The following is a 16,604-nucleotide window of genomic DNA, read 5'->3' on the forward strand; positions in this document are numbered from 1 at the left end:
TTTCCCTGCTCTTACCAGAGTGGCACGCGGCATTGTCACGCACCCACGGAAAACCAACCAAAGGAGTTGATCATGAAGCGTATCGAACAAAGCATGCTGTTGGCGGGCTTGCTGGCTGTCGGACTGGTGGCCTGCACTTCCACCGGCATGAGCGGCGACACAGCCAGTGGCACAAGCGGCACTGGTGGCGACACATCCGCCAGCATGCCATCGAGCGGGAGCAGCACGACGGACAGCGGCGGAACGACGGGGACCAGTACCGGCACCACAGGGACGGGCAGCAGCGGTTCTACGGGGGGCAGCGGAACGACAGGGAGCAGCGGTGCCGGCACAGGTACGGGCGGCACGGGCAGTGGCCAGACTACCGGCAGCACGAGTACCAGTGGGGGTAGCGGAAGCATGGCTGGCACAGGAACCGGCAGCCCGACGACGGGGATGGGAAGTTCCGCTGCGAGCAGCGGCGGCGCCCAGTCAGGTGGCAGCATGGCAAGCGGAGCCAGCGCGCCAACCGGTACGCCCAACAGCACCGTAAGCAAAATCGAAGTGGTGCCGCGTCAGGGCAGCGGGGCGGCCAGTACGGGTGGTGCCGTTGGCGGCACTGGCAGCGCTGGCAGCACGGGTACCAGCGGCAGCACAATGACCGGCGACCGTGTCTACCGGATTACACTGAAGATGGACGACGGTGCCACCCAGGTCATCACACAGGAATGGGCGCCCTCCTTCGTGACCGGCGACCGCGTGCGTATGTCGGGCGGCGCGATCGAACGTTAGCGCTTATTCACCGACGCGCGACCGGCCAGGTGACAGTGCCTGGCGTTGTCGCGCACTTAGCTTTTGTGCTCAATAGTGGACAAGAGTAGCCGCATGGACATGGTCGACTTGAGCCTCTGTTGGCTGGCGTAATTGGTTCCTGCTCATGCCTGCCGGGATGTGAACTCGGACACGCCACCTGCCGTGCATCGATAACCGCCACAAGCAAGGGCGAAAGCAAGCCACGATCAGATCCTAAGCATAGTCTCGATCAACACGTTCGCCAATTTGACTTGTGGAGGTTTCATTCACAGGCTTGGCGCAATCTCTCACTCTGACCCAACATTTTGCGCCGCATCGGCACGCTGCCGAAGCACGGCCTCCGCTGCCTTCTTGCCAGCAATGAACGCGTGGTCGGAGTTGTAGTACTCCCATTCGCTGTAACGCCCCGCCAGCACGATGTCGTAGCGCGCCAGCCACGCCTTGACGCGCGCCACGTTGGCGGCGCGCGCGTGGTCGTAGACCACATACGCATAGGGCATGTCGACCAGATTGGCGGTGATGATGCGGTCATCCGGCCTGAGCATCGTGACCTTGATGCAGTCTTCGATGCAGCGGTCGATCAGCGCCTGGCCATCGAGCGGCAGCGGCTTCCACGGGGAATAGGAAATCTCGCAGGTCAGCCCGAATCCGCCGGGCGGGTTGCAATGGGGACTGGCGTTTCCCTGGACGAAAATACGGTGGAAAATCGTGTCTTCCGGGTAGTAGATCCAATGCTTGTCGGTGATATTTTCGCGCGCCACGCCAAGGTTGACGCAGCGGACCGACAAATGACGCAAGCCCGCGGCAGCTTCGCGTACGTCTTGCGGTGCCTCGTTGCCGATCAGTTTGATCAGTTCGGGCAAGGGCATGGTGCTGATCAGGTGATCGTAGCGGTAACGGCTGCCATCGGCCATCACCAGCACATGTTCGCGTGGCAGCAACTGGGCCGCCTCGGCAAGCATGTCGATCCGGCCCTTGATATGCGGCAGGAAGCCGGACATCAGCGCCTGGAAGCCACCGGAGAGTGGATAGCCGAAGCGGGCATTCGGCCCCATCGGCTTGGCGACCGGTTCCAGCGCGCCCTCGATGATTTCTTCGAGGTCGGGCAGCGGCACCCTGCCCCCCAGCCAGGACGTTTCCATCTCGCTCAGCGGAACGGTCCACAGCTTCTTGTTGTAAGGGATGGCGAAGTGCTCCGCGATGCCGCGGCCCCAGACTTTGTAAATGAATTCCTCGAAATTCTGGCTCTCGCGCTTGCGCGGCGTGATGCTGGCAGTACCGTGCACAACCTCGACAATGCCGTCGGCGCAGCAGTCTTCCACCGGCTTGACCGCGCATGGTGGCGCCGCCGCCGCGCCATCGATGCTGCCGAAGCGCGCTTCCACCGCCCCGATAATGCATTCGGTGATGACCTTGGGCGGCAAGCCGTACAGGGCGCCCTGGAACGGATAGCGCGTGTACACCTGCTTGCTGTAGACCCAGGCTTCGCGGTTTTGCCAGTGCAGGTTGGGGCCAAGCAGCGTCTCGTAGAGCGACAGCACATAGGGATCGTTGGAGAACATGATGTGGCCGGCATGGTCGAACGTGAAGCCCTGGTCGTGGATCGAACGGCACCAGCCGCCGACGCTCGCGTTCTTGTCGAGCAGGACAGCGCCCTCGCCCAGGTGATACGCGGCCGACAATCCCGTGGGGCCGGCGCCGACGATGACTGTCTGCACTCTCTGCGCGCCGCTCTGCGAGCGCAGCGGATTGACCGTGGCGCCGCTGCCCGCGGCGGCAGCGCCGGCACTGGCGGCCATGCCTGCGTTGCCAGCACTGCCCGCGTTGCTGAACCGTCCCGCGCTTCGGCCGGGCCTGGTCTGCGCCAGCAGGCGGCGCATGGCGTCCACCGTGACATCCCACGACGTGCCAGCCACGATGGTGCGCATGGTGGCGCCCATGGCGGCACGGCGCTCGGGCGTCATCGCCATGGCCGCCTCGCACGCTGCCAGGAAGCCGTCCGTATCGCGCGCGATCGCAACCACGTGCCCGTACGGACGGGCGACGTCGGCGATGTCGGTACTGACGATGGGCAGCTCGGCGGCCATGTATTCGAGCACCTTGGTCGGGCTGATGAAACGGGTGGCCTCGTTCAGGGCGAACGGCAGCAGGCACACGTCCCAGCCGGCCAGCAAGCCAGGCAGTGCTTCGTAAGGCTGCTGGCCAATATAGTGAATGTTGGGGCGCTGCGGCAGGCTGGCGGGGTCGATTTTCATGACCGGCCCCACCATCACCAGCTGCCAGTCCGGATGGGCGTCGGCCAGCGCACCGATCAGCGGCGCGTCGAAACGCTCGTCGATCACCCCGTAAAAGCCCAGGCGCGGCGAGGCAATGCCGGCCTGGAGCGGATGATTCCTGTCGCGCTCGAGCGCGCGCGCGAAGTGGCGCACCTCGACGCTGCTGGGAAAGCAGTGGGCGTTGGGGTGGCGCTCGCGTTTGGCCTGGTACAGGCTCGGCCCGCCGGCAAATACCAGGTCGGCCAGGTTGAGCAGGGCCGTTTCGCGCTGCAGCAGCTGGCGGGGCGGATTCTTGAACGCCGCCAGCTCGTCCATGCAATCGTACACGACCAGCGCCGCATGCAGTTCCTGCAGCAGCGGCAGGGCCATCGGCGTGTAGAACCAGACGATGGGCTGCTCTCCGGGTTCCACCAGGCCGGCCAGCATCGGTTGCAGCAGGCGGATCTGGTCGTCGTGAAAACCGGGCGCATGCACCGGCGTGTGCGGCCGGTACACGGTCACATTGGGAACCGGAGTCGATTTCTCCATGAAGCTGTCGCCATCATCGTGCACGGGCTCTTCGATAAAGAGGATGCGGAAATGTTGCGCCAGCCGCGACAGCAACTGCTGCGGCCGCTGATAAACAAAATCCCAGCGCAGGTGGCAAAAAACGATGATTGTAGACATGCTGGCTCCTTTCGCCCATCGCGGGCGTGTGGTGGAAAAGTGATGTGTCAGGCTGACCCGCGGCGCCGTCCGCGCGGGTGGTGTAAGCGGCTGGTCAGGCAATTCCCGGGTAGCAGTCCTCCTTTTTATCGTCGTTGCGCGTGGCCGCGCTGATCAGTTCGAGCGGAACCTTGGGTGTGCGGTCGGCGCACAGCAGGCCGTTCGCTTCCTGGAAGGTGTCGCTGAACTGGGTGTAGCAAAAGCCGCTGAACATGGTCGTGGTGTTGACCACCGCCAGCAGGCGCCGGTACAGGTCGAGAAAACTGTCTTCGGTATGGGCGCGCGAGTAGCCCCAGGTGCGCGCGCTACCGTTGTGCCGGTCGAAGGCGACACCGCCGAATTCGGTCAGCACGATGGGCTGGCCCCGGTGCGGAAAGCCGTCCAGGGTGAGGATGCGTCCGCCCGGACGGCGCTGGTCGAACAGGGTGCGCGTCGGTTCGCTGGTGGTGTAGCGCGCCGCCAGCCTGTCGGGATTGCAGTCGTAGTCATGGATGCCGAGGATGTCGGTGGCCGACGCTTCCCAGCCATCGTTGCCGATCACCGGCCGCGTTGCGTCGAGCGTGCGTGTCAGGTGGTACAGGGCTTCGACCGCGTTGCGGTGGGCCTGGGTCAGGGTCAGATTCGGCACGCCCCACGATTCGTTGAAGGCGACCCAGACGATGATGCAGGGATGGCTGTAGTCGCGTTCGATGGCCTCGGTCCATTCGCGCACCATGCGCGTGATGGCCTTGGGGCTGAAGCGGTAGGCCGACGGAATTTCTTCCCACACGAGCAGGCCGAGCCGGTCGGCCCAGTACAGATAGCGCGGATCTTCGATCTTCTGGTGCTTGCGCACGCCATTGAAACCCATGGCCTTGGCCAGCTCCACGTCGCGCCTGAGCGCCGCGTCCGACGGCGCCGTCAGCAGCGATTCGGGCCAGTAGCCCTGGTCGAGCACCAGCCGCAGCGCATAGGCGCGGCCATTCAACATGAAGCGGTCGCGGTTGATCGCCACCGAGCGCAGCGCCGTGTAGGAATGCACCAGGTCGAGCACCTTGCCCCGATGGTGCAGGCTGACCTCGGCAGTGAGCAGGGTGGGACGCTCGGGACTCCACAGCAGTTCGTTGCGCGAGTCGTCGATGCCCGGGTCGGACAAGGCAATCTTGCGGTTGGCCTCGTTGCCGAGCAGCCTGTAGTGATCGTCCGCCAGCAGATTGGCGCCGTGCCAGATCTTGACCTCGACGAACAGGTCTTCCGTGATGTCGCCGGTGGCAAAGATTTCGCAGCCGATTTCGTAGGTTTCGAAGATGGGCGTCCAGCGCAGGCTCTGGATGTAGGTCGACGCCACCTGCTCGATCCACACCGTCTGCCAGATGCCGGTGGTGCGCGGATACCAGATCGAATGCGCTTCGAGCAGCCAGTCCTGCTTGCCGCGCGGCTTGGCCAGGTCGTGCGGATCATCCTCGACGCACAGCGTCACGAGCTGCGTGCCCTCCTCCCTGAGCACGCCGCTGATGTCGGCCGAAAACGGCGTGTGTCCGCCCTCGTGCTCGGCCACCAGGTGCTGGTTGACCCAGACCCGGGCGCGGTAATCGACCGCGCCGAAATGCAGAAGGGTGTGTCCCGCGTGCGGCGCCAGATGGAACGTGCGTTCGTACCAGCACACCGTGTGAAAGCCCGTGTCGCCGATACCGCTGGCGCGCGATTCCGGCGCGAACGGCACCTCGATCCGGTGCGTCCACCCGGTCGCGCCATCGGGCATGCGGCAGCGCCGTTCATCGTCGAACATGAATTTCCACGGCCCGTTCAGGCTGATCCAGTGCTCACGCACGAGCTGCGGTCGCGGGTACTCGAATTGACTCATTGGTGCTCCTCGCCGTGGGCTTGCAATGACGTTGGGCGCTGGTGCGGCGCCAAGCTGCGCAACGCGCCGTGTCGGGCAGCTGGCGCGCCACTCCATGCCGCGAACAGCGCCGTTATCGCGGACAGGGAACGGATGCTAGCACGCCCATTTTGCGCATTTTCACGCCCAGCTAAGGCAAGATTTCTAAGTGAAAATGGCTTGTAACCAGTAGCGTTCAATCATATTGAACGCAAAGGTTTTTCTGAGAGGGAGGAGTGATGCCGTGGACTTGAGGAGGTCGAAACTGGTTACACGAAGTAGGCTGGTGCCTACATCAAAAATCGGCGTTTTTACGTGTGTGAACGAAGCGGAGACGCGGATGGGGCGCGCGCGGCCCGCTACGCGCCGCGCCGCCCGCGTGGCTGGTTGGCGCTATTTGGCCAGTTCGACCATGACAGCCGTGTACATCTGCAGGTTCAGTATCAGTTGCTTGACGGTGATGAATTCATGTTCGGAGTGACCCGAATACACCGTCCCCGGCATGGTCGGGCCGAAGCTGACCGCGTTCGGGAACAGGCGCGAATTGGTGCCGCCGCCGATGGAAATCGGGCGCGGATTCTTGATGCCGGTGTAATAGGAAAACACGGACAGCAAGGTCGGCACCTGGGGTGCGCTTTTCTGCAGCCATGGTTCCGTGATCTCGACCTTCACGTCGGCCAGCGCGATGCGGCGCGCCTGCCACTGGGTCAGCGCCTCGTTCACTTCGCCGGTCAGCTGTTCGGTGCTCTTGCCTTGCGGACGGCGCAGGTTCACGTGCAGCGAGATCCCGGCGTCGCCCTGCTTGATGACGGTCGGCGCCACCGTCATCGGCCCCATGAATTTATCGCGGTAAGCGATTTTGCCGAACTTTTCACCGTAAATGCCGGTCCCAATCAGGTCGTTGAGCAGATTGACCATGGCGCCGGCCGTGGTGTTCGGCCACGGCTGTACATTGAGCGCGTCGGCCAGCATGCTGATCGCATTGACGCCATCTTCCGGCTTGGACGAGTGCGCCGACAGGCCCTGCGCCTTGACCAGCAGTTGCTTGCCCTGGCGGCTGAAGGTGTAGCGCATGCCGCCCTGGGCGCTTGCGCGCTGGCGGATGCGCGTTTCCAGTTCCGCCGTGGCGTCCTCGATGGCGGCGCTGGCGTCTTCGGGAATCTGGCTGCCGAAAAAGCCGCCGCCGAAGGCAACGAGCGATGCCGTGCCTGCCGGCGCCGGTGCCTGCGCCGGCACCGTCACGCCGATCGTGCCGTAGCCCTTCTCGGCCGTCACCACCGGATACTCGGCGTCGAGCGTGATGTTCATCTGGGGCGGCTGGTGCGTCTTGAGAAACTCGGTCAGCGGCCCCCAGTCGGACTCCTCGGCCATGTACACATACAGTTCCAACCGTTTCGACAGCGCCACTTTGCTATCCTTGATCGCCTTCATCGCGTACAGGGCGGTGGCGATCGGTCCCTTGTCGTCCTCGGTGCCGCGCCCGATCAGGCGTCCGGCCTCGCTCGTCTTGTCCAGCTCGAAAGGCGATTTTTTCCACTTGGATGGATCGACCGGCTGGATATCGCCGTGCGTGATGATGCCGACCCGCTCGCTGCCGCTGCCCAGGCCGATGACCATCACATAGCCGTGGTCGGTGTAATCGAGGCCGAGCCGCTCCGCCTCGCTCCTGAGGTAGCTTTTGAAACCGAGATGCTGCGGATTGCGCTCGAACGGCACCGTCTTGTCGGCGACCGTATTGAAGCTGACCATCTTCGCCAGGCTGTCGATGACCGCGGTGCGATAGGTTGCCGCCGCATGGGCGGCCGCGCGCAAGGCCGCATCCCCCGGTGGCGGGGGAGCGGCGCCGGCAGCGGTGCTCAGGCAGCACAGCAGGCTGGCGAGGACGAACGAGTGGCGCATGGTGACGATCCTGGACGTTGGGTTTGCGTAACGTCAAAGTCTATCACCGCCGGCCATCCGGTGCAGGCGCGGGGCGCGCAGCGGCGAGCGCGGGGCCGCAAGGGCGCGGCCGCAAGGGCGCGGCCCAAGGGCGTGGCGCAAGCGCTGCCCCAAGGTCGCGACCGAAGCGGGCGCCGCAAGCGGGCGCCGCAAGCGGACGCCGCTAATGCTGCCGCGCGGCCATCTTGCTCAGCAGGTAAATACCGTACAGCGACGCGATGCCGACCAGCGCATACACCAGGCGTGACCAGATGGTGCCATCGCCGAACAGCGCCGCCACCAGGTCGAACTCGAAGGCCCCGACCAGACCCCAGTTGATGCCGCCGACGATCATCAAGACCATCGCCAACCAGTCCATGGCGGAAAAGTGAGTCGAGTGCAACGCGCTGCCGGAGTTGCGGCGTTCCGGAATGTGGCGGCGTTCGTTTGCGGGTGCGTTCATTGTTGCCATTATTGCCTCCTTGTGGTCTCCACCAGAATGGTGGCGTCCCGGTAGGACAGCAAACCGGGGCACAAAGTTTTCGCCATCGTGCAGGCCGACGCCGTGCGCGCGGCGCTTCAGGTATGGTGAGGGACGAAACCACCATCGAAGGAATGAGCCCATGAGCGAAAAAAGCATCAAGCGCCTGCATCCGGCGCAACGCGACGACATCGGCGACCTGCTGACCCAGCGCCCGCTGCCGGGCCCGTACGCCGACCAGATCGATCCCTTCCTGTTCCTCAATCATCACGGACCGCAGCACTACCCGCCGGGCAACCGCGGCCTGCCGTTCGGACCGCATCCGCACCGCGGTTTCGAGACCGTCACTTTCATCGTCGACGGCACGCTGATGCACAACGATAGCGCTGGGCACGAGAGCATCATCGGCGCCGGCGGCGTGCAATGGATGACCGCCGGCAGCGGCATCGTGCACGCCGAAGTCTCGCCGCCGGAATTTCGCGAGCAAGGCGGGCAACTCGAGATCCTGCAGTTGTGGATCAACTTGCCGGGACGCCTGAAGCTGACCGCGCCGGCCTACACCGGGCTGCAGCAAGGCGATATTCCGGGCATCGCACTCGACGGCGGCAAGGTCGACCTGCGCCTGATCGCCGGCGAATGGAACGGCAACCAGGGCCCGGTGCATTCGCTGACCGGCGTCTTCATGAGCACGGTGGCGATGCGCGCCGGCGGCCAGTTGCACGTGCCGGACCTGCGCGCGCGCAACGTGTTCCTGTATGTGGTGCGCGGCACCGTCGAGGTGAACGGCGACCGCGCCGACGCCTTCCATCTGGCCGAACTGAACGAAGAAGGCGACGCCCTCAGCATCAGCGCCGAAACCGACGCCCTGCTGATCTTCGGCCACGCCACCCCGCTCGGCGAGCCGGTGGTGTCGCACGGACCGTTCGTGATGAATACGCGCGAGGAAATCCAGACCGCCATCGCTGACTTCGAGGCCGGGCGTTTCCAGACCTTGCGCTAAAGCGGCATGGGGCGCAGAGGCGTCCCATGCCCGTGCGGCAAAGGCTGCGGACGCAATCTGTTCTGATCAGCCCTGATGACGCGAATACGCGAATCCCGACGTGGCCCTCATCGTGTTGCGTCCGGCAATCGGGGCCATCCGGTCGCTGCTCACGCGCCCGCTCAGATACCGATTAGCCGCGCCTGCCATGACTAACGAATCTCGAAAAAAATCCTACTTTACTGATGGTGACGGATGACTATTCCATCCTTTCAAAGCAAGTGGCACAGTGGAAATCACATCAAGCCCCGCATTTACGTGTTGGAAGTGCGCAAGCGCGATACCCCGGATGAGCCTGCCATCGCATGGTTTCTGGTCGAACGCGAAGTGACGATCGTTCGCGATCGGGACAATGCGATCCACAGTGCATCGATCCAGATCTCCTTCGAACGTATTGAATCGAGGTCCGCTCGCATGGCTGGAGTGAGCTTTTTCGCAGGCAGTTATTCCCGTGGTTTCGAGGGTGAGCCACGCGTTTCCCTCACTTCCGGCGACATGGGCAAGGGAACCGTTTTCCTTGACCCGCCAGAACTGCGGGGACAGCGCATCGGCACCTATTTGATGAACGAGATCGTGATGTGGGCACAGCAATGGCCGGCTGCCACCGTCAACGCCATCGAGCTGCTCGCAGGCCAGGCCGACGATGGAAACAAAGCCCGGCGCAATCGTTTCTATGAGCGGTTTGGCCTGGAATTTGTTTACCGTGATACGGAACAGCGTGAGGGTCTATCCCGTCCCATGCGCGTTGATGCGCTCACCCCCGTCGAGACGTGGAAGGAAAACGTGCTGGAGCGGGACATTCGTGACTATATCGGGGAACTGCGCAGTCACCTCAACTCCGTCAACGTCGACATATCCCGCCAGGAGCAGACAATCAAGAGCCTGCGCAGCGAAATCGAACGGGCGCAAGCCAGGCCGCTACGCTGGGCACTTCGGCGTACCTTGTGGGGACTTTACGCCCTCGCCGGTCCACTGATCGTCATTCTGATCATTGCCGCCGCCATATGGTCGTTTGTGAAGACATGATCAGGTAGGCGCGGCTGCGCGGCTTTTCCTCAACACCGTCATTGATGTTCAGGTACCGGTCGCGCCGCCCGGTTTCACGCCACACATCGATATCAGCCAGAATGGAGCAGTGCCTCGGTCGACAGCACCAGCGTCTCCTTGATCTCCTCCATCACCACATAGCTCTTCGATTGGGCCGCGCCGGGCAACTGCAGCAGCATGTCGCCGAGCAGCTTGCGGTACTCCGCCATCTCGTGGATGCGCGCCTTGATCAGGTAGTCGAAATCGCCCGACACCAGATGGCATTCCTGCACCTCGGGAATGCGCAGCACCTCGCGCCGGAACTGCTCGAAGGCCGAGGCCGACTTCTGGTTCAGCGTAATTTCCACAAACACCAGCAGCTTGGCGCCCAGCGCGGCCGGAGCGACGCGCGCGTAATAACCGCTGATGACGCCGTCGCGCTCCATGCGCTTGACGCGCTCGATGCAGGGCGTGACCGACAGGCCGACCCGCTCGCCCAGGTCCTTCATCGAAATGCGGCCTTCGTGTTGCAGGATGCGCAGGATGTGGCGGTCGAGCTTATCGAGGCTGCGGGTCGATTCTTTAACGATTCGCATGAAATTCCACTAAATAAGTGCAGTTATACGTGAACAAAGACTGGTTGAATCGCAATAATATAGCGGAAATTCTTGAATCCACATTTATTCTTCCGGAGAGACCATGCGTGTCGTCATTTTGGGCAGCGGCGTTATCGGCGTAACCACCGCCTACTACCTGGCCAAGGCCGGCCACGACGTCACCGTGCTCGACCGCCAGCCCGGTCCGGCGCTGGAAACGAGCTTCGCCAATGCGGGCCAGATTTCGCCCGGCTACGCCTCTCCGTGGGCCGCGCCCGGCATTCCCCTCAAGGCCATGAAATGGATGCTGCAGCGCCACGCGCCGCTGTCGATCACGCCTGACGGCACCACCTTCCAGCTCAAATGGATGTGGGACATGCTGCGCAACTGCACGGCCGACCGTTACGCGGTCAACAAGGAACGCATGGTGCGCCTGGCCGAGTACAGCCGCGACTGTTTCAAGACCCTGCGTGAAGAAGCCGGCATCAGCTACGAAAGCCGGCAGCGCGGCACCATGCAGTTGTTCCGTACCGAACAGCAGTTTGCCAGCGCGGAAAAAGACATCAAGGTGCTGCAGGATTCCGGCGTGCCCTACGAACTGCTCACGCGCGACCAGCTCGGCCAGGCCGAACCGGCACTGGCGCTGGTCAAGGACAAGCTGGTCGGCGCCCTGCGCCTGCCCAATGACGAGACTGGCGACTGCCAGCTGTTCACCACGCGCCTGGCCGCGATGGCCGAAGCGCTGGGCGTTCGCTTCCGCTACAACGTCCCCATCGACCGCCTGGCGGTGACGGGCAACGCGATCAGCGGCGTGCATTGCGGCGATGAACTGGTGCAGGGCGATGCCTATGTGGTCGCGCTCGGCGCGCACTCGACCGCGCTGCTCAAATCGATCGTCGACATTCCCGTGTACCCGATGAAAGGCTACTCGATCACCGTGCCGATCACGGACGCCAGCAAGGCGCCGGTCTCGACCATTCTGGATGAGAGCTACAAGATTGCCGTAACCCGCTTCGACGACCGCATCCGCGTCGGCGGCATGGCCGAGATTGCCGGCTTCGACCAGCGCCTCAATCCGCGCCGCCGCGCCACCCTAGAAATGGTCGTCAACGACCTGTTTCCGGGCGCGGGCGACAGTGCGCGCGCCACCTTCTGGACCGGGCTGCGGCCGATGACGCCGGATGGCACCCCGATCGTCGGGCGCACCGCGCTGGGCAATCTGTTCCTCAACACCGGGCACGGCACGTTGGGCTGGACCATGTCGTGCGGCTCCGCGCAGATGCTGGCCGACCTGATGTCGGCCAGGCGCCCGGCAATCCGCTTCGACGACCTGTCGGCTGGCCGCTACCACGGCCGCGGCAGCGACGGGCGGCTCGACCTCGCCAACGCCTGACACCAAAAGCTCCTACTACAGCAGTAAAAGCCCCTACAACCGGGGTCAGAGCTCTGATTAGCAATATTTTTGTTGCTGATTGGAGCTCTGACCCCGATTGTACTGACCCCGGTTGTAGGCGTTTGGAGGTCAGCCGTAGGAGTTTGGTTAGTTGTAAAACGTAAACACACTTGCGAGCAATGTTTTTCCACCGCGCATCTATGTTATTCTTTGACTACTGTTCGTGCACCGGATGACTATCCGGTACACCGTGATTCAGCGCCAGCACCCAGATTGACCGTCCATCGCATGCCTTGGACGCTCGTGCGGAGCGAAAACTCTCTTTCATCCCGACCGCGCACCATTTGCGCGCGCGGTCCTTGTCCAGGAAAAAATATGAATAAGAAAATCTCATGGATGTTGGCTGCCGCTTCCATGGCGCTTGCCGGCAATGTCGGCGCAAGCACGATCGTGATCGAATCGGCTTCCGCCACCCCGTCCGGCATCCTGGCCGACGCCGCGGCCTATCGGAGCGCCGTCAACGGTGCGCTCCAGGGCGCCACCTACGCGAAAACCAGCGTCGATTCGTATAACAACATCACCCACGCCAGTCTGTTCGGTGGCGGCAGTAACTTCGCGCTCAAGTCGACCATCAGCTTCGGCGTCAGCGAAGCCAATGCCGGCGTCTGGCAGTTCCGCGCAGGCGTCGATTTCGGCTACGGCGGCGCGCTGTTCTTGAACGACGTGGCGCTCGACTCGAAAAGCCACGATATGTGGTGGGACGGCCAGTACGCCAATCCATCGCAGTATTTCAATGCCACAGTGAACCTGGGCGCGGGCAACCACACCCTGACGATCTATGGCTTCGAAGGATGCTGCGATGGCGCCCAGCAAGCGCAGTTCATGGCCCCAACCGGCACGTTCACCAGCTTCAGCACGTCGGATAATCTCGTCAGCGCGGTCCCGGAACCGGAAACCTATGCCATGTTCCTGACCGGCATGGCCATGCTGGGATTCATGACCCGCCGCCGCGATCGGCCGGCAAAAATCAGCGCCTGAGCAGCGGCCGGCAGGCCGGTCTCAGATCGGCCTCCCCTGCCCGTCACTCCACCGTGATCGGCAAATCGCGTCCGTTGAGCGCTTCGTTGCCGACGTAATCGGCCGCGAAGATGCGGATCAGGTAGTCGCCCGGCGCCAGCGCGGCCGGGTCCCATCCCCCGGTTTTGGCCACGCCGTCGCGCACGGTGTTGGTCACCACGTACAGGAACCGCGTCGTCGCGCTGCCGTACACGGTGATGCCGCTATTGTCGGCGTACGCCAGCTTGACGCTTTCCGGGTCCGGCGGCAGCTTGTTGAATTCGATGTTGATCAGCGGCTTGTCGAACCCGGCGACCGGCGTGCCGTCCGCCTGCAGCACCTGGTAACCGACCTTGTACAAACCCAGCTTGCGCCGCGCGGCGTTTCCATCGGCCTGGTCGTAGGCATCGACCACGATCCCCAGCGGGCCCGTGCCGCGCGCCACCATCACCCGCTTGCCCGGCTTGCGCGCCAGCGCCGTGCCGGCCGCGTCGACCAACTGAATCTTGTCGATGCGCGGCGCCACCTGGTCGCTGAAACCGGTGAACGGCAAAGTCAGCGGGTTGGCTTCCGCCCCGCCCGGCTGGTACACGAGGTGCACGTGGAACATGCGGTTGACCGTGCCGAGCGCTTCGCCCACATGGAAACGCGTGCCGCGCTTGACGCGCATGCGCGCCGCCTTGCCCTTTTCGTTGTCGAGCATGATGAAGCGCGCCGGGTCGAGCGGCGCATCCTTGACCGTGCGCCCTACCCGCATGTGGATGTAGGCCATGCTGTCGACGCTCATGCCTTCGCCGACGTCGCCGAAGGCCCAGTTGGGCACCGGGCTGCTGACTTTTTCGTCGGCCACCGCCAGTACCGGCACGCCCATGTTGGCCTGGACATCGAGGCCGCTGTGAAAGTGATGCCGGCTTTCGCCGCCGTAGCTGCCGCGCACTTCGCCGATCGTGCCGACCACTTCGTGGCGCTGATCCTGCGGCTTGAACGGCCACGGAAAGCGCCCGGCCGCGGCCGGCGCTGCGGGCGCGGGCAACGCTGCCGCAACAGGCTGGGACGCAGTCGATGCCGCCGCAACCGGCGCGGTCCCCGTGGCGACCAGCGCCGGCGCCTTGGGCGCCAGCACCGCGGTCGCGCCGTCAAGCCGCGGCGAGACCCGGTGCACGGTGCGCTTCACGGCATCGGCCACGTACAGCGCGCCGGTGCGGTCGAGCGCAATCGCACTCGGCCGGCTCAAGCGCAGCGACTTGTCGTCGCCGATGTCGATATCGACGCCAATCCCGGTCAGGCCGCGCAAGCTGCCGTCGGGGCTGACCTGCAGGATGCGTCCGCGCCAGATATCGCCCACGTACAGAAAACCGTCATGCGTGAGCGCCAGGCCGACCGGGCGCCGCAGCAGCGGTTTTTCGGCGTCTTCCGGGGCAATGGCCAGGGTGATCACCTGGCCGTCCGGCGCCAGCTTGCGCACCGCGCCGTTGCTGGTGTCGGCCACATACAGGTTGCCTGTGGCGTCGACCACGACCGAGGTGGGCGTGTCGAACTGGGCGGCGGCAGCCGGTCCGTCGACGTAGCCGGGCGCGCCGCCGGCGAGCGTGCTGACCGTACCGTCAAGCGCGATCTTGCGGATGCGGTCGTTATAGGTGTCGGCCACGTACACCACGCCGGCCTTGTCGACCGCCACGCCGACCGGTCCGTTGAACTGGGCCTCCCCCGCCTTGCCGTCACGGTAGCCGGCCACGCCGGTGCCGCCGATGGTGCTGACCACGCCAGACGGCGTGATCTTGCGGACCGCGTTGTTGCCGGTATCGGCGACGAACAGGTTGCCGGCAGCATCGATGGCTATGCCGGACGGCGTGTGAAACCCGGCGGCGGCGCCAGTGCCGTCGGCAAAGCCTTCGCGTCTGCCGGCCAGGGTGGAGACGACGCCCTCAGGCGTGATTTTGCGGATGCGGTTGTTCTCGCCCGCATCGGCCACGAACACGTTGCCGTCGCGGTCGATCACGAGGCCGAAGGGGTCGGAAAAGCGCGCCTGCGCCGCGGCGCCATCGGCGAATCCGGCGCTGCCGCTGCTGCCGGCCACGGTGCCGATGCTCACCGGCCAGCCCAGCACGGTCGGCTGCGGTTTGATGCCGACCATGGCCGCCACTTTACGGACCGCCGGCTGCCCGCCCGGTTGCAGCGCGTACCAAATGCCGCCCGCGCCAATGGCGCCGATGGCCGCCGCTATCACCAGCGGCTTCTTGTATTTACCATTCAAACTCGTCACCTGGCTCAGCATTATCAAAACACGAAGCTTACCTCATCATCAAGTACACTAGGTGCCGGCCGGATGACCGGCATTTTTCCTGATCGGAGTTCAATGGATACCTCGACCCGGCTGGCGTGCGCGCTGGCCTTTGCCGCCTGCCAGGCGGGCCACGCCGTGGCCGCCGGCGCGCCTCCGGCCATGCTGGAACGCCTGCACGTGGCCAGCGCCCTGACGGCGCCGCAATCGTTCACCTCCGGCGTGGAAGGGCCGGCGGTCGATGCCGCCGGTAATGTGTACGCAGTCAATTTCGCGCGCCAGCAAACCATCGGCAAGGTCAAGCCGAACGGCGAGGCCGAGGTGTTCGTGACCCTGCCCGGCACCAGTGTGGCCAACGGCATCCGCTTCGGGCCCGATGGCGCGATGTATGTGGCCGACTACGTGGAACACACGATTTACCGCATCGACCCGGCCAGCGGCGCCGTCGCCGTCCATGCGCGCGAGGCCGCCATGAGCCAGCCGAACGACCTGACCATCACGGCGGCTGGGGTCATCTATGCAAGCGATCCGGACTGGAAGAAGAATGCGGGGCGCGTGTGGCGCATCGATCCGGACGGCAAGGTCACGCTCGCGGCCGACCAGCTCGGCACTGCCAACGGCATCGACGTCAGCCCGGACGGGCGCACCCTGTATGTGAACGAGAGCGTGCAGCGCCATATCTGGGCGTTCACCATTGCGCCCGATGGCACGCTCGGCGGCAAGCGCCGCATCGCCAGTTTTGCCGATTTCGGGCTCGACGGCATGCGCGTCGATGTCGACGGCAACCTGTACGTGACGCGCATCGGCAAGGGCACGGTGGTCAAGATGTCGCCGCAGGGACGCATCCTGGCCGAGATTGCCCTGCCCGGCAAGAAGCCGAGCAATATCAGTTTCGGCGGGCCGGATGGCCGCACCGCGTACGTGACCGAGGTGGAGAACGGGCAGCTGCTGCAATTTCGCGTGGCACGTCCGGGACTGGAATGGCAGCAGCGCCAGACCGGCGGCGTCAAAGCGGCGCAGTAAGCACCAAGCCGAGCAGGCGCTGGCGAGAACGATGGCGGCGATGCCGTGCCGCTGGCAACAAGATAGCGAGGATACCGGCATCGCTGCAAACGCAGGCCCGGAGCGCAACCATGACGCGGCGATGCGCGCCGTGGCACAGTGCAGGGTGAGGCCGCAGC

General features: G+C 64.4%; 13 protein-coding genes. 6 read left to right on the plus strand and 7 right to left on the minus strand.

Annotation, left to right across the window (positions count from 1 at the left end; translation table 11 throughout):
- Positions 1-35: 35 nt before the first annotated feature.
- Positions 36-485, minus strand: a complete 450-nt coding sequence (locus RBA40_RS26445; protein ID WP_306651235.1) for a hypothetical protein — start codon at positions 483-485, stop codon at positions 36-38.
- On the opposite strand from RBA40_RS26445, the gene RBA40_RS26450 reads away from it, so the two are divergent.
- Positions 484-771 carry a hypothetical protein gene (locus RBA40_RS26450; RefSeq protein ID WP_306651236.1) on the plus strand — a complete coding sequence of 96 codons (288 nt, stop codon included), beginning with the start codon at positions 484-486 and terminating at the stop codon, positions 769-771. The genes RBA40_RS26445 and RBA40_RS26450 overlap by 2 nt on opposite strands.
- Positions 772-1,079: 308 nt before the next feature.
- Here RBA40_RS26450 and RBA40_RS26455 read toward each other — a convergent pair whose 3' ends face one another.
- The 4 genes from RBA40_RS26455 to RBA40_RS26470 all read right to left on the minus strand — a co-directional run bounded on the left by RBA40_RS26455 (position 1,080) and on the right by RBA40_RS26470 (position 8,023).
- Complete coding sequence (locus RBA40_RS26455; RefSeq protein ID WP_306651238.1) at positions 1,080-3,734, minus strand: NAD(P)-binding protein; 2,655 nt, start codon at positions 3,732-3,734, stop codon at positions 1,080-1,082.
- Between the two features lie 94 nt (positions 3,735-3,828).
- A complete protein-coding gene (locus RBA40_RS26460; RefSeq protein WP_306651240.1) occupies positions 3,829-5,616 on the minus strand; it encodes a glycoside hydrolase family 2 TIM barrel-domain containing protein in 1,788 nt (595 codons plus the stop codon).
- Between the two features lie 411 nt (positions 5,617-6,027).
- Complete coding sequence (locus RBA40_RS26465; RefSeq protein ID WP_306651241.1) at positions 6,028-7,533, minus strand: dipeptidase; 1,506 nt, start codon at positions 7,531-7,533, stop codon at positions 6,028-6,030.
- Between the two features lie 202 nt (positions 7,534-7,735).
- On the minus strand, positions 7,736-8,023 hold the full coding sequence (locus RBA40_RS26470; RefSeq protein ID WP_306651243.1) for a DUF378 domain-containing protein: 288 nt from the start codon (positions 8,021-8,023) through the stop codon (positions 7,736-7,738).
- A gap of 151 nt (positions 8,024-8,174) precedes the next feature.
- Here RBA40_RS26470 and RBA40_RS26475 point away from each other — a divergent pair, with 151 nt between their 5' ends.
- Positions 8,175-9,032, plus strand: coding sequence for a pirin family protein (locus RBA40_RS26475; protein ID WP_306651245.1), 858 nt, complete (start codon positions 8,175-8,177; stop codon positions 9,030-9,032).
- A 234-nt stretch (positions 9,033-9,266) separates the two neighbouring features.
- A complete protein-coding gene (locus RBA40_RS26480; protein WP_306651247.1) occupies positions 9,267-10,097 on the plus strand; it encodes a GNAT family protein in 831 nt (276 codons plus the stop codon).
- Between the two features lie 92 nt (positions 10,098-10,189).
- Here the strand turns inward: RBA40_RS26480 and RBA40_RS26485 are convergent, their stop codons facing one another.
- Positions 10,190-10,693 carry an Lrp/AsnC ligand binding domain-containing protein gene (locus RBA40_RS26485; RefSeq protein WP_306651249.1) on the minus strand — a complete coding sequence of 168 codons (504 nt, stop codon included), beginning with the start codon at positions 10,691-10,693 and terminating at the stop codon, positions 10,190-10,192.
- A 103-nt stretch (positions 10,694-10,796) separates the two neighbouring features.
- On the opposite strand from RBA40_RS26485, the gene RBA40_RS26490 reads away from it, so the two are divergent.
- Together RBA40_RS26490 and RBA40_RS26495 are read left to right on the plus strand one after the other, a co-directional pair.
- Positions 10,797-12,086, plus strand: coding sequence for a D-amino acid dehydrogenase (locus RBA40_RS26490; RefSeq protein ID WP_306651251.1), 1,290 nt, complete (start codon positions 10,797-10,799; stop codon positions 12,084-12,086).
- Positions 12,087-12,461: 375 nt separating this feature from the next.
- Positions 12,462-13,124 carry a CCXG family PEP-CTERM protein gene (locus RBA40_RS26495; protein WP_306651252.1) on the plus strand — a complete coding sequence of 221 codons (663 nt, stop codon included), beginning with the start codon at positions 12,462-12,464 and terminating at the stop codon, positions 13,122-13,124.
- Between the two features lie 43 nt (positions 13,125-13,167).
- Here RBA40_RS26495 and RBA40_RS26500 read toward each other — a convergent pair whose 3' ends face one another.
- Complete coding sequence (locus RBA40_RS26500; RefSeq protein ID WP_306651254.1) at positions 13,168-15,405, minus strand: SMP-30/gluconolactonase/LRE family protein; 2,238 nt, start codon at positions 15,403-15,405, stop codon at positions 13,168-13,170.
- A gap of 93 nt (positions 15,406-15,498) precedes the next feature.
- On the opposite strand from RBA40_RS26500, the gene RBA40_RS26505 reads away from it, so the two are divergent.
- A complete protein-coding gene (locus RBA40_RS26505) occupies positions 15,499-16,446 on the plus strand; it encodes an SMP-30/gluconolactonase/LRE family protein (RefSeq protein ID WP_306651256.1) in 948 nt (315 codons plus the stop codon).
- The last annotated feature ends 158 nt before the right edge of the window (positions 16,447-16,604 follow it).

Origin of the sequence: Massilia pseudoviolaceinigra (assembly GCF_030846505.1) — a bacterium.
GTDB classification, from domain to species: Bacteria; Pseudomonadota; Gammaproteobacteria; order Burkholderiales; family Burkholderiaceae_D; genus Telluria_A; species Telluria_A violaceinigra.

Excerpts from the sequence above, each read along its gene's own strand:
- RBA40_RS26450 (WP_306651236.1), top strand. The coding sequence starts at position 484 with ATGGCAAGCGGAGCCAGCGCGCCAACCGGTACGCCCAACAGCACCGTA.
- RBA40_RS26445 (WP_306651235.1), bottom strand. The coding sequence starts at position 485 with ATGCTGCCACCTGACTGGGCGCCGCCGCTGCTCGCAGCGGAACTTCCC.
- RBA40_RS26455 (WP_306651238.1), bottom strand. The coding sequence starts at position 3,734 with ATGTCTACAATCATCGTTTTTTGCCACCTGCGCTGGGATTTTGTTTAT.
- RBA40_RS26460 (WP_306651240.1), bottom strand. The coding sequence starts at position 5,616 with ATGAGTCAATTCGAGTACCCGCGACCGCAGCTCGTGCGTGAGCACTGG.
- RBA40_RS26465 (WP_306651241.1), bottom strand. The coding sequence starts at position 7,533 with ATGCGCCACTCGTTCGTCCTCGCCAGCCTGCTGTGCTGCCTGAGCACC.
- RBA40_RS26470 (WP_306651243.1), bottom strand. The coding sequence starts at position 8,023 with ATGGCAACAATGAACGCACCCGCAAACGAACGCCGCCACATTCCGGAA.
- RBA40_RS26475 (WP_306651245.1), top strand. The coding sequence starts at position 8,175 with ATGAGCGAAAAAAGCATCAAGCGCCTGCATCCGGCGCAACGCGACGAC.
- RBA40_RS26480 (WP_306651247.1), top strand. The coding sequence starts at position 9,267 with ATGACTATTCCATCCTTTCAAAGCAAGTGGCACAGTGGAAATCACATC.
- RBA40_RS26485 (WP_306651249.1), bottom strand. The coding sequence starts at position 10,693 with ATGCGAATCGTTAAAGAATCGACCCGCAGCCTCGATAAGCTCGACCGC.
- RBA40_RS26490 (WP_306651251.1), top strand. The coding sequence starts at position 10,797 with ATGCGTGTCGTCATTTTGGGCAGCGGCGTTATCGGCGTAACCACCGCC.
- RBA40_RS26495 (WP_306651252.1), top strand. The coding sequence starts at position 12,462 with ATGAATAAGAAAATCTCATGGATGTTGGCTGCCGCTTCCATGGCGCTT.
- RBA40_RS26505 (WP_306651256.1), top strand. The coding sequence starts at position 15,499 with ATGGATACCTCGACCCGGCTGGCGTGCGCGCTGGCCTTTGCCGCCTGC.